This window comes from Bartonella sp. TS25HLJMH (assembly GCF_042193505.1).
GTDB classification, from domain to species: domain Bacteria; phylum Pseudomonadota; class Alphaproteobacteria; order Rhizobiales; family Rhizobiaceae; genus Bartonella; species Bartonella grahamii.
Genome location: NZ_JBHILV010000011.1, coordinates 1 through 22,334, shown reverse-complemented (window position 1 = coordinate 22,334; position 22,334 = coordinate 1). Strand labels below are relative to the sequence as shown.

The following is a 22,334-nucleotide window of genomic DNA, read 5'->3' as shown; positions in this document are numbered from 1 at the left end:
CTTGATATATTTAAGTGTTTTTTTAAGTGTATGGGAATATTCTTAGGCTTGTTTGGCAAGCCTTTTGTTTCAAGTGAATCATATGAGTGGAAAGCCGTTGAACACCCCCCATATTTATGTTTAATAAAAGAGCAAGTTAGCACCATCATACATTTTTCCAGTACCCAATGTGGCTACGTCCTTGGTATGTGAGATAATTTAATAAGAGATATGCCTTTTTGTACATTTTTATTCATACGCAAACTCTGCTTGTAATGTACAAATAAGTGATTTTGATTGATTCAATATAGAACAAGTTTGAAATGAAAGAATTTTATGATATTCGAGACACTTATTCAATATACATAACGTTAGATTATCATTATAAATCAAAGCGCTATTTCTAAGTTAAACTCGTTAGAATTCGGACTATTTACAGACCAGATTAGATTTAAGAATTTTCGTTCTCATGAGGTGTGGGGAGACAGTCAAAATTCTTTTCAATGTTATTAAGGACGTTGATTGTCCTTTCAGTGAATTTATGAAAATAAGGGGTCGTTTTTTTCACCAGAAATCAACTGTAAAATAGCCCTTTGTTTTTTGCGGGTCAGCATTCTGAAACTTTTCAAAAGTAAATATTCTGCTTTGCTTTCTATTCTGTCATCACAATGATAGAGGGGATCTTCTTTTTTTGTGTTATCAGCATAAAAGAAGGAAACGGAAACATCTAATATATTAGCAATTTCTTGTAAACGTCTTGCACTTACGCGATTTAAGCCTTTTTCATATTTTTGAATTTGTTGAAACGTTACGCCCAAATGACTCCCTAATTGTTTTTGAGAAAAACCCATGACGTTTCTTCTGAAGCGAATTTTTTTACCTAAAGAAATATCGTAAAAATGCAGATTTTTGTCTTTCACTTGATACCCCCACTGGGTGCGAGCGCCCTCGCATTAGTATTCCGGGGTCTGGAAGTGCTGACATCGAATCAGCCTCTTGCTTTTAGTGCTGAGAGCACTTGGACATAACAAGAGCCCCCGGAAATTCCGGGATATCCGCAAAGCGAATTTATTCTGCGTTCGATGTTAGGGCTTCCAGGCCCTATTGATCGCTGCGTATACGACCAAAAACACAAGTTCATTCATAGGGTAATTTCTTTAAATCGTCAACCAGAGTGACAGCAGTTTGTTTGGTTGTTTTTTGCAAAGTTTACATGCAACTGTTGCAATGCATCCCTTTATTTTGATGGAATTTAGGACAATTTCTTAGTGATCATTATGGGGTATATTTAAAATTGTAACTATATGACTTTATCCATTTATTGTGTATAAAAACGGAAGCTTTTTTTCGCATTCAGAAGCAAAAGACTTTTTAGAGTAAGTATAACATTAGGAGTTGGTAAAGAGAATGCTGGTACTGGCGTGTGATGGATTAGCACTAATATTAAAAAGGTTGTATGAGCAAAAGAGAGCTTTTTATAGAGCAGTGATTGATAACAGCTTTCTCCAGAAAAAATGAACGAAATTTTCTTATTTTTTATACGCTACGTTTTCATTGTTTTGCAAAGGGCGCGCTTCTGAGGCAAGCATAATGGGAACGCCATCACGAATAGGATAGGCAAGTTTGGCTTTGAGAGAAATAAGCTCTTGTGTTTTTCGGTTGAAAGAGAGAGTGCCTTTCGTTATTGGACAGACGAGCAATTCGAGCATTTTTGGATCTGGGGTCATTTTTTTCATGTTTTAACGTTTATTAGTTTAAACGGTAATCTGTACCTGTTTGTTTCATGAGTGAGCGTTCTGTTAACGCAAGAAGAGTTTGGGCACGGCTTTCGATATCTGGAGCTTCAAGGAGAGCTTGTTTTTCTGCTGGTGTAAAGGGGATAAGAGCTGAAAAAGCATTAACCAATATAGGTGTAGGGGCTTCTATGATACTGCTCCAATTATATTCCATTTCATGTATGGTTAGATATTTTTCTACAACGTCGAGTAAGCTTTCTCGGTTAATGCGTTCTTCAACATCAAATTCTTGCAAGTCTTTTATGTTTGATTGGATGAGAGCTGTTCGATAGGATTTTGTGTTAGTCAATTCTTGTTCTAAGGTGAAGCGGCAAACACCTTGTAAGATAATAAACAGTTGTCCATTTCCTGTTTCACTGTAGTTTGTAATGCGCCCTATACAGCCTGTTTTATAAAGTTGTGTAGAGAAGCGGTTTGTATCCGATGAAAGTGGTTGAATAATGCCTAATAGACGATCGGTTACCATAACGTTTTCAATCATTTCAAGTGATTCTGGTTCAAAAATGTTGAGTGATAAAAAACCACCGGGTAGTAAGAGTGCACCTTCTAAAGGAAAAAGGGCAATTTGCTTTGGAAGATCATTTTCGCAATTGTAAGAGATATTACCAGCTTTCATGAGTATTTTGTCACCTTTGTTCGGTAGTTTAGTCTGTAAATAGTCGCAATTTATGACACTATTGAGAAAGCAGAAAACCCACTTCTTGTGCATTAAAATCATATTTATAAAATATTTGAAGCCCTTATTCTCAAAAAGAATATGAAACCCTATCTTTAAGGTTGAACTTGCGCGAGAAAGAATATTGCTTTGCGATCTTTTTAGTGTGTGACGTTTTGCATGATTTTCAAGAGGTATTTTTGTCTATAGCTTTTGATTTTTGTATTAAATTTCCTAAAATGTGTTGCTTGCAATTTTTGTAAGGTTCAAAGGGATACTATTATAAATCTTTTGAAGCAGCTTATGCAAGTTTTAAAATGAGAACATTTTCATCACTTTACTAATGACAGTGTGATAAAGATAGGTTATAGGTTAGAACATGCTGGAAAGAGCGTTATTGTTTCTTTCATTCTTTTGCGGGAGAGTGCAGATTGCGAATTTTCGCATTGCCGCCGAAGGGGAAATAGCCCATAATCTCTCAGGCTTTAAGGACCGTAAAAGGAAGAAGGCAGATCTGGAAAGTCGGGAGAGCCCGCGCCGAAGGTGTAAGCGAAAAATCTTTTCGCGAGTCTCTCAGGTTGATGACAGAGGGGGCAGAGACGGCCATATTCTGTGGGCGTTAGCGCAGCTTTGGAGTTATTATGGGCACAGCACAAGAAACATCTTTTTTAAAAACACTTCCTTTATATGATCTGCATGAAAAAGCAGGAGCAAAATTTGGTGCTTTTGCGGGCTGGAACATGCCTTTAACTTATCCTCTTGGCGTTTTAAAAGAGCATCTTCATACGCGTGCACATGCAGGGCTTTTTGATATTTCTCATATGAAATTGATTGCTGTTGAAGGGACACAAGTCGTGGAATTTTTGTCCTATGCTTTTCCCATTGATGCAGCAGCCTTAAAGATTGGGCACTCACGGTATAATTACTTGCTTAATGAGCAAGCTGGTATTCTTGATGATCTTATCATTACACGTTTGGAAGAGGACCGTTTTATGTTGGTCGCCAATGCTGGGAATGCACAGGCTGATTTTGTAGAATTGGAAAAGCGTGCGGTTGATTTTGAATGTCAAGTGATTGCTCTTGAAAGGGTATTGCTTGCTCTTCAAGGTCCTGAAGCGGCAGCTGTTCTTGCTGATGCCGATTTACCAGGGAATGAATTGTTCTTTATGCAAGGATTCGAACCACAACAGGATTGGTTTATAACGCGTTCTGGTTATACGGGAGAGGATGGTTTTGAAATTGCTTTGCCTATAGGGCATGCGCATATGTTGGCTGAAAAATTGCTGAGTGATTCTCGTGTTGAGTGGATTGGACTTGCAGCACGCGATAGCTTGCGGTTAGAAGCAGGGTTGTGTTTGCATGGAAATGACATTACCCCTGATACGACACCTATTGATGCGGCTCTAACATGGGCTGTTCCTAAAAGTGTTCGAGAAAAAGCACAATTTTATGGCGCGAAGGCTTTTCTTGAAGCGCTGCAAAAAGGACCTGCTCGTTGTCGTGTTGGATTAAAACCCCAAACGCGCCAACCTATTCGTGCTGGTGCGGTGCTTCTTGATGATCAAGGTAATGAGATTGGAGTTGTAACATCAGGTGGTTTTGGTCCTTCTTTTGATGGTCCTGTCGCGATGGGTTATGTTCCTGTTGATTGTAAAGTTGAAGGGACACAAGTCTTTACAGAACTGCGAGGCAAAAAGATTGTATTATCAGTTCATTCACTTCCCTTTGTTGAACAACGTTATTTTAAAGGATGATTTTTTATGTCTAAAACTTATTTTACACAAGACCATGAATGGCTTAGCGTTGAAGGAAAAGTGGTGACTGTTGGGGTTACGCATTATGCGCAAGAGCAATTAGGAGATTTGGTTTTTGTTGATTTACCACAAAGTGGGACAAAACTTTCCAAAGGAGAGGCAGCTGCTGTTGTGGAATCGGTGAAAGCCGCTTCAGATGTTTATGCTCCTCTTGATGGTGAAGTGGTCGAAATAAATGAAGCATTGGCTGATCATCCTGAATTGGTAAATCAGAAAGCCGAAACAGAAGGCTGGTTATGGAAAATGACATTGCAGGATGAGACACAACTGGAAGGGTTGTTGGATAAAGATGCTTATAAGGCTTTGATTGGATGAGTATCATGATCGAGCGTTCTTTTTCTTCTCGACATATTGGGTTGCGTCCTGATGAAACACAAAAAATGCTTGATGTTTTAGAGCTTGATTGTGTTGATACACTCATTTCTCAAGCTGTTCCACATTCTATCCATTTGGGACGTTCACTTAATTTACCAAAGGCTGCTAGTGAAGGACAAGCCTTGGAAGAACTCTCCAAGATGATGCAGCGTAATTGTGTGCACAAAAGTTTTATTGGGCAAGGATATCATGGAACTCATGTCCCCCCAGTTATTTTACGAAATCTGTTTGAAAATCCTGCTTGGTATACTGCTTATACGCCGTATCAAGCAGAAATTAGCCAAGGTCGTTTAGAACTTTTGTTTTATTTTCAGACATTGGTGAGTGAACTCACAGGTTTGCCTGTTGCTGCTGCTTCCCTTCTTGATGAAGCAACCGCTTTAGCTGAAGCCAATGCCCTCGCTTTTCGCTTTTCTCGTGAGAAAAAAACAAAAATTTCTCTTCAGAGTCTTTTACATCCTCAGACTTTAAGTGTTGCGCAAACGCGTGCTGAAACACAAGGTATTTGTATCAGCCAAGAGAGGAAAATTTGTTCTAATACAGCGGCAATTGTTTTATCTTGGCCAGATACAAAAGGTGCTTTTCATGATTACAGTGAGATCATAAAAGAGGCAAAGGAAAAGGGAGCTTTAGTTATCGTTGTGGCTGATCCTTTAGCACTTACTCTTATGGAGCCACCTGCTCAATGGGGGGCAGATATCGTTGTTGGCTCTATGCAGCGTTATGGCGTTCCAATGGGCTTTGGTGGTCCACATGCTGGTTACCTTGCAGTGAGTGATGCGTTAACGCGTTTTATTCCAGGGCGTATTGTTGGTCAATCCGTGGATACGAGAGGGCGTGTTGGTTTTCGTTTAGCTTTGCAAACACGTGAACAACATATTCGGCGCGATAAAGCGACGTCAAATATTTGTACAGCTCAGGCTTTGTTGGCTAATATGGCAACCGCTTATGCTGTTTGGCATGGGCCGAAAGGTTTACAAGAAATTGCGCAGCGAATTCATCATTTAACATGTCGTTTTGTTGCTGGTTTAAAGGCTGCAGGTGTTTTTTGTGAAGGAGAATCTTTTTTTGATTGTGTAAGCATTGGTGTGAAGGGAAAAGCGAAAGAGATCGCGCATCAAGCCAAAATGAGAGGACGCCTTATTCGTGTTCTCGATGATGACACCATTGCAATCAATTTTGATGAATTATCGACAGAAGAAGATGCTTGTGCTTTAGCGCAGCTTTTTGGGGCACAATTAGGTGATCAGGTTTCTCCACAGCTCTTTGGCAAAAAGCGGGATGCTGCTTTTCTTTCCCAGCCTTTTTTTCATGCGGTTCATTCAGAGACAGATATGATGCGCTTTTTGCGTCGTTTGGCGGATAAGGATTTGGCGCTGGATCGAGCTATGATTCCTCTTGGCTCTTGTACAATGAAGCTTAATGCGGCGGCTGAATTGATGCCTGTGAGTTGGGCTAGTATGGCCAATATACACCCCTTTGTTTCACAAGAGGATGCAGCGGGTTATTTAGAGATGATCGATCAGTTAAATGCGTGGTTGTGCGAAATTACAGGATTTGCGCAAGTTTCTTTTCAGCCAAATTCTGGTGCTCAAGGTGAATATGCGGGGCTTTTGGCTATCCAACGATATTACCAATCACGGGCAGAACATCAACGTACAGTTTGTCTTATTCCTGCATCTGCGCATGGTACTAATCCAGCTTCGGCACATATGGCAGGTATGGAAGTCGTTGTGGTAAAATGTTTAAGCGATGGTGATGTTGATGTAGATGATCTCAAAATAAAAGCGCAATTGCATAAGGATAAATTGGCTGCTCTCATGATTACTTATCCTTCAACACATGGTGTTTATGAGGAAAGCATTAAGGAAATTTGTTCTATTATTCATGAAAATGGCGGACAAGTTTATTTCGATGGCGCTAATCTCAATGCACTTGTGGGGCTTTCTCGTCCTGCAGATATTGGCGCTGATGTTTGTCATATGAATCTTCATAAAACATTTGCCATTCCCCATGGAGGTGGTGGTCCTGGTATGGGACCAATTGGAGTTGCAGCGCATCTCAAACCATTCTTACCAGGGCATGAACAGGATGGGACAACACATGCGGTTTCGGCAGCTCCTTATGGAAGTGCGTCTATTCTTGCGATTACATGGATGTATATCCGAATGATGGGAGCTGATGGCTTAAAATATGCAACACAAATAGCCATTTTAAATGCCAATTATATTGCTGCACGTCTTTCACCCGCTTATTCCATTCTTTATCGGGGCAAGCATGGACGTGTTGCTCATGAATGTATTGTGGATACACGTGTGTTGAAAGAGCAGTATGGGGTGAGTGTTGATGATATTGCAAAACGTCTTATTGATTATGGATTCCATGCGCCCACGATGTCGTTCCCTGTTCCGGGAACTTTGATGATTGAGCCAACGGAATCAGAACCAAAAGCAGAAATTGATCGTTTCTGTGATGCTTTACTCTCTATTGCTGAAGAAGCAAAGAAAGTTGGTTGTGGGGTTTGGCCAAAAGACAATAATCCATTGGTGAATGCCCCTCATACAGTGGCAGATACTTTAGATGATGCTTGGGCACGACCCTATTCGCGACAAGAAGCTGCTTTTCCCAACAGTTCCCTTGATCCAGCCAGTAAATATTGGCCTCCTGTATCGCGTATTGATAATGTTGCGGGAGACAGAATGCTCATTTGTTCGTGCCCGCCATTGGGAAATACCTATTAAATAACAAATATGTATTTACTTTGTTTATTTACATAAACAAAAAAGCCCACACATTCTGTGTGGGTTTTTTACTTATTGATCATGTTATTATAGAGTTATTTGTCTATTTTCTAGAATTTTGCATAGTTTTTTTATACCATGAGAACAATCGGAAAAGTCGACAAAAAAGCTGTGTTTTGTGGGCAATAGGCATGCTCTTCTTTGCTTTCTACCGTATGACATGGTTTTAGTGACTAGGCGCATCGGTTTAGCCAGCTAATTCACGTAAACGAGAGTGAAACCTACGGGGGTAGGGTCCAGTCTGTTGCATGTGTTGTGACATACGACTCTCACTAAGGTGACTACGATCGGTTGCAGAAAGAATAAAATCAATTTTAGTGCTTCTGATGATAAAGACACGCGAAACTCTGTTATTGCATCTTTTTAAGTCAAGAATTGTCTAAATATTTCTCTTTAATCTGCTTTTTATAAATATGATGCAAAAATATGTAAGAACACCTGTCAGAATGAGTAAATGCAAAGCCAAATGTATTATGGTTGTTTTTTTACAGGGTGTCTTATAAAAAGTCGGCGCATCTTTTCAATTCATTGTAGGTTAGTTTGTGACTTTACGGCGTTGTTTTTCTAAGAGCCGGTGTGCTTTAGCTGTTGCCTCTAAATCAACATCAAAACTTAACGCAGCGACATGTTTTAAGTCAGAGATTGAGACAAAAAAGAGCTTTATGAGTAGTTCAAGCTTTTGTAGGCTAGATGATGGCGAGGGGATTGCGTATTTCTGTTGACGTAATATTTGAAACTGGAAGATAATCTAATTTCAGAGAAATATAAAGCTTTAAAGGTGAAACTAAAACCTCAGTTTGTCATCTCCTTTTAATTCAGCTTTACAGCTTTCAGCAGCATCTAAAGCAATGTTTTTTATAATGGCGATTACACATTGCTCCATGCTTTTATTGATTATGTTCTTTAATGGGGGCACAACCCTTATGTAAAACAGAACACTCCAAAAAGAATATGCTTTGGTTTTTAATCCACGTGTTTGTTTTAAAGAGACATTTCGCTCCCAATCCCATTTCGCGACGGTGCTTGTGAATGGTACAACGATAAATCTATAGAGAGCCCCCCAATCTTTATGCTCTATGAAGGAAGAAGTTTGCACCATCATACACTTTGCCAACCGCCTAATGCTATAGCCCGTGGCACTTGAGATGGTTTATAAGAGGTATGATTCTTTTCTTAAATCATTTTTATCTACACATGGTCCAGTTTGTAGTATATAAGCGAGTGATTTTGATTGCTCCACTATGAACAAAGCTGAAAATAACAGAAACTTACGAGACTGGATGTTTTGTTTGATGTATAGGGAATTAATATTTTGGTTTAATTGGGCAATTAATTTTAAAAACTTTGCAGTAGATTCTTTTTTATCAATTTATGGGGAAAAGGCTAAGCTTTTGTATTTTTGGTGAAAGCTACTTCCATAAAACAGTTCATCAACTTGTCTATTTTGAGATTTCTGTGCATGTGCGGTCTCTATGATCATTCTATGTGATTGATTGTTGTAAAATCTTTCGTAAAAAACCTCTATTTTTAAAATGATGATTTTTATCAATTTATTTCTTTAAAGAGTTTTTATATGTAAATGTATTTATAGCGGGAGCCAAGAGATGTTAGAATTTCATTGGGAAGCGTATTGGCATCTATAGATACTTTTTCAAGTGTTTGATGGGGTCCAATGAGTTCTATCCAGTCACCTGTTTGAGGTTTTTGATCAAGATCGGTCGTATCTACAATAATGGAATCCATAGAAACCCGCCCAACCATGGGAAGTTTGTACCCGTTGAAATAAACTGTTCCTTTATTCGAAAGAGCACGGAGCCAGCCGTCTGCGTAGCCTATAGAAATGGTTGAAAGAGTGCTTGGTCTGTTGGTTATAAAGCTTTCTCCATAACCAACAGGTGTGCCTATATCAACAACGCGGTTTTGAATGACTTGGGCCTCAAGTTTTAAAACAGGTTTCAGGGGTGACGGGTATTTCCCCCGCGGATCAACTCCGTAAAGTGCAATGCCTGGACGAACAAGATCAAAATAAAAATCTGATCCTAGAAAGATACCTCCAGAATTGGCAAAGGAAACTTTGCAAGCAGGTAATTGCGCAAGGACAGTTTTGAAAGTAGCCAATTGGGCATAATTGGATGGGTGGGTATCATCTTCTCCGTTAGAAAGATGACTGAGAATATATTTTATTTCTGCTTTTTCGAAAATTGTAGGGTGTTTGATGAGTTTTTGTAATTCTTTTTGATCCAGTCCTAATCGGTTCATATGGGTATCGATTTGAACAATTGCTGGAAATTTTTTATCTTTTTTTTGACAAATTTTTTGCCAATTTTCAATGGCATTCCAAGAGTTTAGAACAGGAACAATACCAGATTGTGCGACAAACTCTTCTGCTAAGTGTGGAAGTCCATTCAGAAGGGCAATCGTGACATTTGATGGTAAAATGCTTTTTAATTGGAGTGCTTCTATGATTTGGGCGACAAAAAAAGTGCGACAACCAGCTTGATAAAGGGCAGGAGCAATTTTGTGAGCTCCTAATCCATAGGCATTTGCCTTTACAACTGCTGAACATTCCGTTGGAGCTACACGTTTGGCTAAAGTGATATAATTGGAAACAATGGCACTGACATCGATGGTTGCTACAGCTACATAGAGTGATGTATTGATTTCATCATTAACGGATTTTTTCATTTTAAAAGCTTATCTGTGTTCGTGAAATACGGAATTTTTTGGTTATTTCATTGAGGTTCTTTACGATATTAGGGAAAGACACTATTTTCTATGGTCAAAATCATAAGGAGCTTATACTGAATTATGCGCCCTTAAAGTCGTTTTTTATGTAAAATGCTACTCTGGATATAAGAGATATTTTAGTTTTATTTGTGTTGTTAGCAACACGGTATCTTCTAATAATTTGTAAAACATAGACTTTTGTTTTTTACTTATTTTCCCTAGTTGAGGCATATAAAAAAATAAAACATAGTTTATTGTATTGTATCATTTTGAAGAGTGCAAGATTAGGCTGTTGTTGCTGGTGCGATTGTTTTGATTAAACATGCATTGGTTGCTTATTCAGAGGAGGTAAAATGATTAAATTAACCACTCTAAATCAATGCATTACAAGTTTTCTATCATGGGGGGAAGATCACTTATCTGTGCAATTTTGGATGTCTCTCATGCACTTAAAGTTATTTTTGTTAAATGGAAAACAGTGTGTAAACACTTTCTGATACATTAAAAACTGTTGATTTAGAAAACCCGTTGATTTGGATATTGTTGGTTTTCAAGATGGATTGGGTATCCAATATTTACTTTCTATCGTTTGATTGGTTTTAAGTGAAATCAATTTTATCGCTTATAGAGCGCGTTAGACTCTTTTATTTATGGATATTTATGGAAAACGCAGTGTAAAAAGGTCAGTAACGAAAACAATAGATGGAATGTCGGAAATCTTGTTGGAGATTCGTGCAGTTATCGTTCAATCAACAAAAATTTTATCTCTCTTATTTGAAGGTTTTGGGTCATAAGTTTTGTTAAGCGAGAGAGTGTTATAGCGTTACAATGGAAATATGCTTTATGTGTTAAAGGGGAAAAGAGTACCGTGATTGTTTAATATGCAATGTTTTTATTTTTCTTTGAATGTGATTTGTATTCGTATTTTCCTCATTCGTTTAATAAAGTGTTAATCTTGAGATTTTTGTTTTAAGAAAATTGTTGGCAGATGGTTATGCAAGTACTATATCACGTCAAGGATTCGAAATTTAACGTTCAATAAAGATATGGGGAAGAGTATGAATACGTCTGCTACCAATGTTCCGTCAAACATCAGCAGCGTTGCAAATTTTCCGATTCCTGAGAATGTGTTCGCCCTTACTGTCCAAGAGGTTTGTCACTATACAGATCGGTTATTTAAATTCCGTTTGAATCGCCCGGACAGTTTTCGTTTTCGTTCGGGTGAGTTTGTTATGATCGGTTTGCCAAATGCAGAAAAGCCGGTTTATCGCGCTTATTCGATTGCAAGTCCCTTTTGGGATGAACAGCTTGAGTTTTTTTCGATAAAAGTTCCAGGGGGACCTTTAACCGAGCATCTCCAAAAAATTAAAATTGGTGATATAGTTCTCATGCGTAAAAAATCTACAGGAACACTGGTTCTTGATGCTCTTATTCCTGGAAAACGGCTTTATCTTCTTTCAACTGGGACGGGGGTTGCTCCTTTTGCAAGCCTTATTCGTGATCCTGAAACTTATGAAAAATTTTCAGAAGTTGTCCTTATTCAAACAACGCGTGAGCAGAGTGAGTTAGTTTATGCAAAAGATCTTGTTTCCTCTTTGCAACAAGATCCTCTCATTGGGGCATATGCACAACAGTTGAAATTTTATCCTATGACTACTCGTGAGCCTTCTGAGCATATGGGGCGTATTACGACTGTTATGGAGAGCGGGTGCTTTTTTGAAACAACCGGCCTTCCTAAAATTCATCCTGATGAAGATCGGGTGATGATTTGTGGTTCCATGGCAATGTTAAAAGATTGTGCAAGGATGTGTGAAAGTTTTGGTCTTGTTGAAGGGGCCAATAATGCTCCTGCTACTTATGTTGTAGAGCGCGCTTTTGTGGGATAATGAGTGGGGAAGTTGATGCTTTATCTTCTTTCAAACCGGTACGGTTTTTTTCCTTTTGCAAGCTTTATTCGTGATCCTGATACTTATGAAAAATTTTCAGAAGTTGTCCTTACTTTAAACAACGCGTGAGCAGAGTGAGTTAGTTTATGCAAAAGATCTTGTTTCCTCTTTGCAACAAGATCCACTCATTGGGGCACATGCATAACAGCTGAAATTTTATTTTATGACCACTCGTGAGCTTTCTGAGCATATGGGGCGTGCTACGACTGTTATAGAGAGTGGATGCTTTTTTGAAACAAGCGGCTTTGAAACAATAGCACTCTCCTAAATTCATCTCGATGAAGATCGGGTGATGATTTGTGGTTTTATGACAATGTTAAAGATTGCGCAAGGATGTGTGAAAGCTTTGATTTTGTTGAAGGGGCTGATGTTCTTGCATTTTACATTATATTGTAGAAAGAGCTTTTTTCGAGGGAGAGGGAAGTTGCGATGCAGTATATGCTAATGCAGTAATCGAATCCCAATCATTTATTGCAATGAGTTGTTGGGGTGCTATCCAAGAACCGCCAACGCAGAAGACGTTAGGCAGTTGGAGCCATTGTGTTGCACTTTTTTGTGTAATACCGCCTGTTGGGCAAAATCGGATATCAGAGAAGGGAGATGCTAAAGCTTCGATGAAGGAAATACCTCCAGCGGCTTCAGCTGGGAAAAATTTGAGATATGAATAGCCTTTGTTTAATGCTTGTATGAGTTCACTTGGGGTCATTGCAGCGGGAAGAAGGGGAATTTCACTATTTTTTGCACAATTGATTAATTCATTTGATAATCCGGGGCTTACAATAAATTTGGCTCCAGCTTGTTCGGCTTTTTCGTAATGTGTTGTGTTGAGAATTGTTCCGGCTCCAACAATTGCTTCAGGGACTTCTTGTGTAATTTTCTGAATTGCTTTGAGGGCATTTTGTGTTCGCAAGGTGATCTCAATTGTTTTTAATCCGCCTTTGACAAGAGCGCGTGTTAAGGGTACGGCACTTTGTAGATTGTCAATGAGCAAAACAGGTATAACAGTTTGTCCTTGGAGATATAGTAAAAGCTTTTCTCTTTTTTGGCACATGATATTTTTTCTTCTTGGAGATGATATTATTTGTATCGTTTGATAAAGCACAATATGTTAAAGAGTATATGAATAAATCTTGAAATTGAATGAAACGCGCGTTATGGCAAAACACATGGAAAAGAATTTTAAAGTTGCTGCACTTTATTGCTTTGCAGATTTGAAGCATTATCATCAATTACAAAAACCTTTGCAGGATTTATGTCAAGCAAAGGATATCAAAGGCACTCTGCTTTTAGCACAAGAGGGAATTAATGGAACGGTTGCTGGTTCTTGTGCTGCGATTGAGGCATTGGTGGATTTTATTACGGCTGAGCCAGTGTTTCAAACGCCGGAGATTAAATATTCATGGGCATCAAAAATGCCTTTTCATCGCATGAAAGTGCGGTTGAAAAAAGAGATTGTGACAATGGGGGTTGAAGGTGTTGATCCGCTAAAAGTTGTTGGTACTTATGTGGATCCTGAAGATTGGAATGCTCTTATTCAAGATGAAGAGACAATTTTGATTGATACACGTAATGATTATGAATATGCAATTGGAAGTTTTCAAGGAGCGATTGATCCGCAGATTAAAACATTTCGCGAATTTCCTGAATGGGTGCGTCAACATGAAGCTGATTTAAAGAAGAAAAAGAAAATTGCTATGTTTTGTACAGGTGGTATTCGGTGTGAAAAATCAACAGCTTATGTTCGTGAACTTGGTTATGAGCAGGTGTACCATCTAAAAGGAGGTATTCTAAAATATTTAGAAAAAATTCCAAAAGAAGAAAGTTTATGGTGGGGTGAGTGTTTTGTTTTTGATGAGCGTGTTTCTGTTCAACATGGTCTTGAAGAATGTGGACGCGAATTATGTCGCGCCTGTCGTTCCCCTATCAATGCTGAAAGCAAATTATCGCCTCATTATGAGGAAGGTGTTTCCTGTGATGCTTGTTATAACACGCGTAGTGAAGCCGATAGAGAGCGCTTTCGTGAGCGCCATAGGCAGTTTCAATTGTTGAAGTTGCGTGCAATTGATTCTCATCAAGGGACATAAGGATAGCGCAGTGTAGGGCTGTAAATTTTAGCGTTTTTCTCTTAAATTTAAGAGAAAAGAGTGTTTTGATATTAGTAGAAAAATATTTTATAAGACCGGATATTATTCGGTCTTTTTGTCTATGTTAAATTATTTGATTTATAAATAATCATGATAGATCGTTTGCTCTCCTTACATTTTATAGGATTGAGTTTTTAAATACTTTTCATTTTAAAATAGAAACTCTCTTTACCAACAGTGCAGGGGAGGGAGATTTATAGCTTAAGAGAAAAGCGTATGAATAAGATGTGATTAATAAAAGGAGATGAAAAAGCAGATGCTAGGTGGCAAAAATAAAATGATAATAGGAGTTTATGATTCCAGAATTTAATATAATACATTAATTTATAATGATAATTTATTTTGATTTGAATAAAAGAGTTAAATATTGTGAACTTCATTGCTTTCAGATTAGATGAGAACGAATCACGTAAAACTCATTCACTTGTACGTTACAAATGGGAGAAACGTATGGACAAAAATCATTTTAGATAAGGTGTTATGAAACATTTCAATGTAGGAGTTTTTGCAATATTGGGAGTTGGCAGATAGAATGGGGGTACAGGTTTGTAATTTCATAAGTATAAAGAGGGTGAGATGTCGTTAATCTATACTACACAAGCTATATTATACGGGGAATTTTCATGATATCTTGCTTAAGCGATGCTGTGAAATGAATGTGGAAACAGGGATGTTTTTTAGGCTGTAAATAAGAAAGATAATGGTATTGGTTGGAGGAAAGACATCGTTATCTTTAAAGATAATGGTGCTTCAGTTGTTACTTCCCCAGTTTTCAATGTTGGTCATCCTTGCATTTTAAAGGATATATAAGAGGTTCCTCTTTTTTCAATTGTTTTTTATTTGTGATGCGCAAAAGAATGATCTTAATTGATTCATTGTAAGAGGGTTGAAATAAGAGAATTTTATGATGAGATTTTTGTTTAAGGGCAAAATAATAAATTATCATTATAAATTAATGTGTTGAGTAATTTATTTTGCGTTATTTTCTATGGGCCATATTAGGAGATAGAATAGGGCAAAGAAACGAGGGGCTTTAAAGGCAAGATAGTGATTTATGTTGCACGGATAATGTAAGGGGTGTCATCTCATGAAAGCGGATAGATAGCTTTGTCTGGTGGAGGAGAGGGTTGTTTTTTCGCATCATTTTATCTTTAAGAATTAAAAAATGTTTAAAATTAAAAAAATGATTGAAATGAGCAAGAATTCGTTTTATAGGATGCATTGCCCAAAGTCGCACGTGCCTGTGGGTGTCCGCTGGTTCTCAAATGGTGAGATTAACCGGTACGGTACCTGGAACTAACCGCTCCAGTCATTCTTACAGCCAATTGCAAGAATGAGGACATCTTGAAGCAACGACGGTGCGGGCCTTTCTGGTGTCTTCCAGTTTTAAATGCTGGGATAACTATAGAGGCACACCTCATTGCCTTCAGTGCGGAAGTGGTTTTCTCAACTCCAATCAAAAAGGCAGGTAAAATAGAATAACGCGGCTTCGCGCTGTTCTTTCGCTGCATGCAATGCTAATTTCTGGTTTTTTGTAATCAGAATGGGGATGGTTGTTGTGTGTTTTTTGTCCTTTAGCTTTTGGCAGCTTTGGCTGTCCAAGCATAGAGTGGGGGAGCTTTCCCTCAAGGAGAATTGCAGATGGCAACGCAACGTATTCGCGATTTTCTTGCAACACATCGTTCTGAAGGTCCATGCTTAATTGTTGACCTTGATGTTGTTCGTGACAACTATTTAAATTTTGAAAAAGCTCTGCCGCAGTCTCGTATTTTTTACGCAATAAAGGCAAATCCAGCACCTGAAATCTTGCGTTTGCTGAATTCTTTAGGATCTTCTTTTGATGCAGCTTCTGTTGCAGAAATTGAAATGGCTTTAAAAGCAGGAGCAACGTCAGAGCGTATTTCTTTTGGGAATACGATTAAAAAAGAACGTGATATTGCACGAGCATATGCATTGGGTGTTTCACTTTATGCAGTTGATTGTGTTGAAGAAGTGGAAAAAATTGCGCGTGTTGCTCCAGGAGCACGTGTTTTTTGCCGTGTTCTTACTGATGGAAAAGGTGCAGAGTGGCCATTGTCACGCAAATTCGGTTGTGTCCCTGCTATGGCGGTTGATGTTTTAAGACGGGCACACCAATTAGGTTTACAAGCCTATGGTGTTTCTTTTCATGTTGGGTCTCAGCAGGTTGATCTGAGTGCGTGGGATCGTGCTTTATCGGATGCTGCTACAGTTTTTAAGCGTTTGGAACAAGAAGGCATTTCGCTGAGGTTGGTGAATATGGGGGGCGGTTTTCCAACGCGTTATTTGAAAGATGTCCCTACAGAACAAGCTTATGGTACAGCAGTTTTTGATTCATTGAAAAAGCATTTTGGTAATCGTATCCCTGAGACGATTATTGAGCCTGGGCGAGCGATGGTTGGCAATGCTGGTGTTATTCGTACAGAAGTGGTTCTGATATCCAAAAAAGCTGATAATGATAATGTACGATGGGTTTATCTTGATATTGGAAAATTTAATGGTCTTGCTGAGACTATGGATGAAGCCATTCGTTATCCTATTGAGACACCTCATGATGATAAGGTTATGGAGCCTTGTATTTTGGCTGGACCAACATGCGATTCGGCAGATGTTCTCTATGAAAAAACACCTTATCCGCTTCCTCTATCCTTAACGATAGGAGATGAAATATTGATTCATGGAACGGGTGCTTACACAACAACTTACGCATCGGTTGCTTTTAATGGTTTTGAGCCTTTACGATCATATGTGATTTGAGGTTTCCTTTTAACTATAGGTTTTTTAGACTTTTTGCTATGCTCGTCATGGCGCTATAAGAGGGCGGTTCTTGAGATGAACATGATGAATTTTCAAACAAAAGATGGGGCATGTTTTACACTTTTATTGGAGCAAGAAGCAGATAAGCCTTATCGAGAAAATTTGCTTGATTCAACGATGGGGTATGGACGTAAACGTAAATCATCAGAGGCTTTACGTCGTGGTCGGTTAGCTGCTCAAGGACTTTCTTTTGTGGTTAAAAATGCGCTTGGAGAGCTTGTGGGAAGTGTCCGTCTTTGGCATGTGTCTTTTTCTAAAGGAAAAAATAAAACACAACATGCTTTACTTTTGGGCCCCTTGGCTGTCGCATCTGAATGTGCTGGTATGGGAATAGGATCAATTTTAGTCCGCCATGCAATTGAAACAGCAAAAAAATTAGGATATGGCGCCATTTTGCTGGTAGGGGATTTTGAGTTTTATCAACGTTTTGGCTTTTCAAATAGTTTAACAGAAAATTTGGCAATGCCTGGTCCTTATGAAAAGCATCGCTTTCAAGCGTTGGAACTGATACCACATTATCTTGCTGGGTGTTATGGCACTTTAGTTCCTAGTGGAGAACGAGAAGTTTCAAATCGTTTTCAGCATCATAAAGTGGCTTGAAGATAGTGTTTATTTTGTTTTTCAACAGTTGGCATTGAGGAGAGCATACTGTTTTGACGAGTGCCAAAGTATTTAGTGGTACAAAGTTTTGGGGAGTGGTATTGCGATTTTATTATATGACTTTTTCTTTATGGGGCTGATTTCTTATTTTTGATAATTTCAGTTAAGTGAGTAGGAATATATTTCAAGCTCATTTTTTGGAATAGCGTCCTATTTTATAATATTAAAGGAACCAGATTTTTGAGTGGTCTTGTATTCTTTTAAAGCAGGTATCATCATGCAGTTTTTCAGTTTTCAATATCGTTGGTAGACCTTGCATCAAAACGGTTGGATATTTTACTTTTTTCTTAAACAGTTTTATCTCTTTGCTTTTTATGTACAAGGGAATAGTCGTGATTGGTTCAATAGAGAGACATTTCGAGAAAATTTATACAACTTTAGCGCTTGTTGAAAGAGAAAGGGCTTAAGAAAGAAAAGTATGCAGCAGTAGAATCAAAATTGTAAGTATCAGCTTTTTTAAAAGAGTGTAAAAAAATAAAATTACATGTTCAAAGGCAGCTTTTTTGAAACAAAATATATCATCACTTTTTTGCTATAAAGGTTAATCGTTTTGTAATTGGCATAAAAGTATCTCATACAAAATGATTTTCTCATGTAAAATTTTTCATTTAGAATCAAAAAACGTTATCCTACATATTATAAGGGAAATAGGGGCGTGAATAAAAACCACAAGAATCATCAATCTTTTATAAATATTCGTGTGAGAATCAAAGAGTGAAGGGCAAAGAATCTTACAGCATAGTTTTTATGAGGATAGTAGCGTAAAAAGGGGGATAAATAGATGACAGATTTAATGACAGACGCAAATATTGTGTTAATGTTTTTGCCCTATGGTCATAAATCAAAAATTTTATAGAAATAGCTGCTTTATCTTTATGGTGTAGAGCACTTTAGATAAGTTCTTTGTTTATATCATCTAAGATAATTTTTGTATGCGAGAAGTTATTTTTAAATGCATAAAGAGCTCGCATTGAAAAGAATTTTTATCAGAAGAATCATTTAGAATCAGAAGTTAATTTATACTGTCTCGTGAGAAGAGATAAGGTGCATAAGAAGCGAGGAAAGTGATAAGGATGAAAAATATTTCTCAATTTTAATTAAGTTTAGTGACTTGGTGGTGAATCCATGAGAGGTGGTATTTTTTTAAGAAAAATGGTCATAAAAGTCAAAGTACCAAAGATAATGGTTATGATAAAGAAAATATCACTAAAAGCCATAATCGTTGCTTGTATGCGTACCATACCAAACAATTGAGAAAGAGCAAGAGTATACGAATCAAAGGTTTCTGTTTTGAAAAATAAAGTAAGCTTTGAAAGCATTTCAGTTGCTTGTCTGTTTGCGTGGTTAAGCGTTTCAGCTATTCGTTCATAATGGAAGTCTGTGCGTTTTGTCATGAGAGTGCTGATAATGGCAAGCCCTACAGCACCACCTAGATTCCGTGTGAGATTAAAGAGTCCAGAAGCATTTTGCATTCGTTCTGGCGGGAGTGTTCCCAAGGCAATATTATTAACAGGAACCATACATAACATTACAGAAGCACCACGGAAAACTTGTGGCCAAAAGAGCTGCCAAAAATCCCAGTTATCTGTGATAGAGCTCGCCATCCAAGTGCCTATTGCAAAACCCAAAAGTCCTATTGCCATCATTAAACGTGCATCGATTCGTGCTGAAAGAAATCCAGCAAGCGGAGCAGTTAATAACATGGCGAATCCTGAAAGAAACAATGTTTCTCCAATCATGAGGGCATCATAATGGCGGATTTGGCTTAAATAGACAGGATAAAGGTATGTGAGTCCATAAAGACCTATTCCCAGTGCAAAGGAAAAAATGGATGCAGCTGAAAAATTAAAATTAGAAAAAGTAGAGAGATCTACAATGGGTTCTTTTGCTGTAAAAGCACGCCAGAAGAATAAGGCTGCAGCAAGAATCATGATAATAAAAAAATCCCGAATCAGCCTATCATTCAGCCAATCATGACGTGCTCCTTCTTCTAGAACATACTCTAAAGTTCCCAAGAAAGTAGCCATAGAAATGAGGCCTAACCAATCAAATTTCTTCATTAAAGAGGGATCAGCTTTATCAAAATCAATTAATTTCCAAGCGAGAATTGAGATGATAATCCCGAAGGGTACATTGATGAGAAAGAGCCAATGCCATGATGAGAGATGACAAATGTAGCCTCCCACGGTTGGACCAATGGTAGGGGCTAATGTTGCGACCAGTCCGACGATAGGAGTAACAATAGGACGTTTGGAAGGAGGAAAAAGAACATAGGAGGCAACAAAAACACTAGGGATAATTCCACCACCAATAAAACCTTGTAGCGCGCGATACACAATCATCTCTCCAATAGATGTTGCCGTTGCACAAAGAACAGAAGTAATCGTAAAACCGATAGCTGATAAGGTAAAGAAAACACGTGTTGAAAGTAATCGTCCTAAAAATCCAGAAAGCGGCAACATGATGACTTCAGCGATGAGGTAGGAGGTTTGAACCCATGAAATTTCTTCAGAGCTTGCTGCAAGACCTGCTTGAATTTCAGCTAAAGAAGAGGAAACGATTTGGATATCTAAGATTGCCATAAACATGCCAAAAGACATAGCAATAAAAACTACAATTTTATGCAATCCGATGCGTTCGTGAGACTGTATAGGCTCTGGTATGGAAGATGTCATCGTAAGATCTTCTACTTTTTTGTTATAAGAGACTTTTATCTTGTGGCTTTGTACGTGTATCAACTTTCACTGAAACACTCATTCCTGCTCGGATATGTCCGTTTTTTAAGACTTCTTCTGGAATAGAAATACGTACGGGAATGCGCTGGACAATCTTTGTAAAGTTACCAGTAGCATTTTGTGGAGGCAAAAGAGAAAAAACAGCGCCTGTTGCGGGTGAAATAGAAAGCACTTTTCCTGTAAAAAACTCCTTTTTGAAGGCATCAATAGCAATATAAGCCTTTTGTCCTGGGTGAATATTTTGCAACTGTGTTTCTTTATAGTTTGCTTCAATATAAAGTGCATGTATGGGGACTAACGCCGCAAGACGTTGGCCATTTACAACAAAATCTCCTGTTTTTGCTGTTAAATTTCCTATAACTCCATCAAATGGTGCTCGTATAATAGTCGAATCAAGATCACGTTGTGCTTTTTCACGCGTGAGCTCTAAACTCTTTGTTTGGCTTTCCGTTTCACTTCGTTGCGCTTCTAGCACTCGGATATTTGCACGTGCTGCAGCTATTTGTGCATCCGCTCTGTTAACATTCGCAATGGCTTGTTCATAAGCTGATTTGGCATCATCGACATCGGATTGAGGAGCATAACGATTTTTTTTCAGTTCTGTTACACGTTTTAAGCTGAGTTGTGCATTGGTTGCTATGGCTGAAGCGGCTTCTTTTTGTGCTTTTGCATCATCTAAAGCACTATGAGCGGCTGTGATTTGTGCATCAATGCGTAGAAGTGTTTTTTTCTGTGTGTTAAGATGCGCTTCTGTTTGATCCAAGGCTATTTGATAATCACCATTGTCTAGGTAAAATAAAACATCGTCCTTTTTTACAACTTGGTTGGCTTTAATGGCAATTTTTGCAATATATCCATTTAATTTAGTCGCAATAGCTGCTATATCTCCTTGCACATAGGCATCTTCAGTGGCGAGCATATAACGCCATTGCGTTATCCACTTATAGCTAAACCAAAGCACAAAAAGTGCAAAGACAATAAGAAGAGCCTTGATTGCTTTCTTTTGTTGCGTTTTATTGAAATTTTTGGTTGAAAAAATTGTCTCAGCTACGGACATGATTTTATACTTTCAATATTTATGTTCCACTGAGTATAATAAACCCATCACTATAGACTAGGGTGATATACATGCAAGGACGATAAGAGCTTTTCAGGCAATAAGATAATTTTTGAAACATAATGCTAAAAATATGAACTTGCAAGTTCAAGGTCTTATTTTGTTATGCATTTTTTACAAAGACCTCGTACTTCTAGGGTGCTTTTGTGGGCTTGGAAGTCAACAGCTTGAACCATCTGTTTTAAACTCGATACAATCGTTTGATTTTGTATTTCATTGACTGTGCCACAGTTTTCGCAAATTATGAACGTTGTAAGTTCATGTTGACAGTTTTCAGGGTGTAAACAGACCATAAAGGCATTTACACTTTCAAGACGATGAATACACTTTAACTGTACGAGTTTTTCTAACGCACGATAAACTTGGAGAGGTGCACGAAAACCTTCTTCGCGTAATTGATTGAGAATCGCATAAGCACTTAAAGGCCCTTTTGCATTTTTTAAAGTGTTTAAAACCAATGTCTGGTTACGCGTCAGTTTAGATGACATTGACATCTTCCTTTTACTCTCATGGCAAAGCATAAAGTGTGTAAGAGGTTTATGCAATGGTGATTATAGTATGTACTCTATCTTTAGTCTTTTACATGACATCATTGTGATATGTAAGAAAAATTGCAATCGTTGTGAGGGGAGGGGTATTATAATCTGAAAGCCGCTGTTATCTAGCAAGGAACTTTTATTTTTATTTTAGTGTAATGTATTGAAATACAACCAGTTGTTTACGATATTTTATTTTTGAAAAAAGTAAAAA

Annotated in this window: 15 protein-coding genes, 1 pseudogene and 1 riboswitch; of the genes and pseudogenes, 8 read left to right on the top strand and 8 right to left on the bottom strand. The window is 38.0% G+C overall.

Annotation, left to right across the window (positions count from 1 at the left end):
- Positions 1–518: 518 nt before the first annotated feature.
- The 3 genes from ACFINF_RS06230 to ACFINF_RS06220 all read right to left on the bottom strand — a co-directional run bounded on the left by ACFINF_RS06230 (position 519) and on the right by ACFINF_RS06220 (position 2,391).
- Positions 519–899 (bottom strand): helix-turn-helix domain-containing protein, encoded by a 381-nt coding sequence (locus tag ACFINF_RS06230; RefSeq protein WP_375620117.1) that lies wholly within the window; start codon positions 897–899, stop codon positions 519–521.
- A 609-nt stretch (positions 900–1,508) separates the two neighbouring features.
- Positions 1,509–1,715, bottom strand: coding sequence for a Trm112 family protein (locus tag ACFINF_RS06225; RefSeq protein WP_375620116.1), 207 nt, complete (start codon positions 1,713–1,715; stop codon positions 1,509–1,511).
- Between the two features lie 13 nt (positions 1,716–1,728).
- Positions 1,729–2,391 carry an LON peptidase substrate-binding domain-containing protein gene (locus ACFINF_RS06220; protein WP_375620115.1) on the bottom strand — a complete coding sequence of 221 codons (663 nt, stop codon included), beginning with the start codon at positions 2,389–2,391 and terminating at the stop codon, positions 1,729–1,731.
- A gap of 446 nt (positions 2,392–2,837) precedes the next feature.
- Positions 2,838–2,935, top strand: a riboswitch (glycine riboswitch).
- 136 nt (positions 2,936–3,071) lie between these two features.
- Between ACFINF_RS06220 and gcvT the strand changes: the two genes are divergently transcribed.
- From gcvT to gcvP, 3 genes are read left to right on the top strand one after another with little or no spacing between them, the layout of a single operon-like run.
- The gene (gene gcvT, locus ACFINF_RS06215; protein ID WP_375620114.1) at positions 3,072–4,184 is read left to right on the top strand and encodes a glycine cleavage system aminomethyltransferase GcvT; all 1,113 of its coding nucleotides are present in this window, start codon (positions 3,072–3,074) and stop codon (positions 4,182–4,184) included.
- A gap of 6 nt (positions 4,185–4,190) precedes the next feature.
- A complete protein-coding gene (gene gcvH, locus ACFINF_RS06210; RefSeq protein ID WP_015856760.1) occupies positions 4,191–4,559 on the top strand; it encodes a glycine cleavage system protein GcvH in 369 nt (122 codons plus the stop codon).
- A gap of 5 nt (positions 4,560–4,564) precedes the next feature.
- Positions 4,565–7,360, top strand: a complete 2,796-nt coding sequence (gcvP, locus tag ACFINF_RS06205; protein ID WP_375620139.1) for an aminomethyl-transferring glycine dehydrogenase — start codon at positions 4,565–4,567, stop codon at positions 7,358–7,360.
- Positions 7,361–8,989: 1,629 nt separating this feature from the next.
- Here gcvP and alr read toward each other — a convergent pair.
- Complete coding sequence (gene alr, locus ACFINF_RS06200) at positions 8,990–10,105, bottom strand: alanine racemase (RefSeq protein ID WP_375620113.1); 1,116 nt, start codon at positions 10,103–10,105, stop codon at positions 8,990–8,992.
- 1,100 nt (positions 10,106–11,205) lie between these two features.
- Here alr and ACFINF_RS06195 point away from each other — a divergent pair.
- Complete coding sequence (locus ACFINF_RS06195) at positions 11,206–12,033, top strand: ferredoxin--NADP reductase (protein ID WP_375620112.1); 828 nt, start codon at positions 11,206–11,208, stop codon at positions 12,031–12,033.
- 18 nt (positions 12,034–12,051) lie between these two features.
- A pseudogene (locus ACFINF_RS06190) lies at positions 12,052–12,500 on the top strand (ferredoxin--NADP reductase); the annotation flags it as partial.
- Here ACFINF_RS06190 and eda read toward each other — a convergent pair.
- A complete protein-coding gene (gene eda / locus ACFINF_RS06185; RefSeq protein ID WP_375620111.1) occupies positions 12,479–13,144 on the bottom strand; it encodes a bifunctional 4-hydroxy-2-oxoglutarate aldolase/2-dehydro-3-deoxy-phosphogluconate aldolase in 666 nt (221 codons plus the stop codon). The pseudogene ACFINF_RS06190 and the gene eda sit on opposite strands and share 22 nt — an antisense overlap.
- A 115-nt stretch (positions 13,145–13,259) precedes the next feature.
- Between eda and ACFINF_RS06180 the strand changes: the two genes are divergently transcribed.
- The 3 genes from ACFINF_RS06180 (at position 13,260) to ACFINF_RS06170 (ending at position 17,672) form a co-directional block, all read left to right on the top strand.
- Positions 13,260–14,177, top strand: coding sequence for a rhodanese-related sulfurtransferase (locus tag ACFINF_RS06180; protein ID WP_375620110.1), 918 nt, complete (start codon positions 13,260–13,262; stop codon positions 14,175–14,177).
- Positions 14,178–15,878: 1,701 nt separating this feature from the next.
- Positions 15,879–17,012, top strand: coding sequence for a type III PLP-dependent enzyme (locus ACFINF_RS06175; RefSeq protein ID WP_375620109.1), 1,134 nt, complete (start codon positions 15,879–15,881; stop codon positions 17,010–17,012).
- 75 nt (positions 17,013–17,087) lie between these two features.
- Positions 17,088–17,672 (top strand): GNAT family N-acetyltransferase, encoded by a 585-nt coding sequence (locus tag ACFINF_RS06170; RefSeq protein ID WP_375620108.1) that lies wholly within the window; start codon positions 17,088–17,090, stop codon positions 17,670–17,672.
- Between the two features lie 1,163 nt (positions 17,673–18,835).
- Here ACFINF_RS06170 and ACFINF_RS06165 read toward each other — a convergent pair.
- From ACFINF_RS06165 to ACFINF_RS06155, 3 genes are all read right to left on the bottom strand, one after another.
- A complete protein-coding gene (locus ACFINF_RS06165) occupies positions 18,836–20,407 on the bottom strand; it encodes a DHA2 family efflux MFS transporter permease subunit (protein ID WP_375620107.1) in 1,572 nt (523 codons plus the stop codon).
- A 22-nt stretch (positions 20,408–20,429) separates the two neighbouring features.
- The gene (locus ACFINF_RS06160; RefSeq protein ID WP_375620106.1) at positions 20,430–21,524 is read right to left on the bottom strand and encodes an HlyD family secretion protein; all 1,095 of its coding nucleotides are present in this window, start codon (positions 21,522–21,524) and stop codon (positions 20,430–20,432) included.
- A 155-nt stretch (positions 21,525–21,679) separates the two neighbouring features.
- Entirely contained in the window at positions 21,680–22,072 is a 393-nt protein-coding gene (locus ACFINF_RS06155; protein WP_375620105.1) for a Fur family transcriptional regulator, read from the bottom strand.
- Positions 22,073–22,334 lie beyond the last annotated feature (262 nt).

What these genes read in the sequence shown, in the direction of transcription:
- ACFINF_RS06225 (WP_375620116.1), bottom strand. Translation starts at nt 1,715, where the DNA reads ATGAAAAAAATGACCCCAGATCCAAAAATGCTCGAATTGCTCGTCTGT.
- ACFINF_RS06220 (WP_375620115.1), bottom strand. Translation starts at nt 2,391, where the DNA reads ATGAAAGCTGGTAATATCTCTTACAATTGCGAAAATGATCTTCCAAAG.
- gcvT (WP_375620114.1), top strand. Translation starts at nt 3,072, where the DNA reads ATGGGCACAGCACAAGAAACATCTTTTTTAAAAACACTTCCTTTATAT.
- gcvH (WP_015856760.1), top strand. Translation starts at nt 4,191, where the DNA reads ATGTCTAAAACTTATTTTACACAAGACCATGAATGGCTTAGCGTTGAA.
- gcvP (WP_375620139.1), top strand. Translation starts at nt 4,565, where the DNA reads ATGATCGAGCGTTCTTTTTCTTCTCGACATATTGGGTTGCGTCCTGAT.
- alr (WP_375620113.1), bottom strand. Translation starts at nt 10,105, where the DNA reads ATGAAAAAATCCGTTAATGATGAAATCAATACATCACTCTATGTAGCT.
- ACFINF_RS06195 (WP_375620112.1), top strand. Translation starts at nt 11,206, where the DNA reads ATGAATACGTCTGCTACCAATGTTCCGTCAAACATCAGCAGCGTTGCA.
- eda (WP_375620111.1), bottom strand. Translation starts at nt 13,144, where the DNA reads ATGTGCCAAAAAAGAGAAAAGCTTTTACTATATCTCCAAGGACAAACT.
- ACFINF_RS06180 (WP_375620110.1), top strand. Translation starts at nt 13,260, where the DNA reads ATGGAAAAGAATTTTAAAGTTGCTGCACTTTATTGCTTTGCAGATTTG.
- ACFINF_RS06175 (WP_375620109.1), top strand. Translation starts at nt 15,879, where the DNA reads ATGGCAACGCAACGTATTCGCGATTTTCTTGCAACACATCGTTCTGAA.
- ACFINF_RS06170 (WP_375620108.1), top strand. Translation starts at nt 17,088, where the DNA reads ATGAACATGATGAATTTTCAAACAAAAGATGGGGCATGTTTTACACTT.
- ACFINF_RS06165 (WP_375620107.1), bottom strand. Translation starts at nt 20,407, where the DNA reads ATGACATCTTCCATACCAGAGCCTATACAGTCTCACGAACGCATCGGA.
- ACFINF_RS06160 (WP_375620106.1), bottom strand. Translation starts at nt 21,524, where the DNA reads ATGTCCGTAGCTGAGACAATTTTTTCAACCAAAAATTTCAATAAAACG.
- ACFINF_RS06155 (WP_375620105.1), bottom strand. Translation starts at nt 22,072, where the DNA reads ATGTCATCTAAACTGACGCGTAACCAGACATTGGTTTTAAACACTTTA.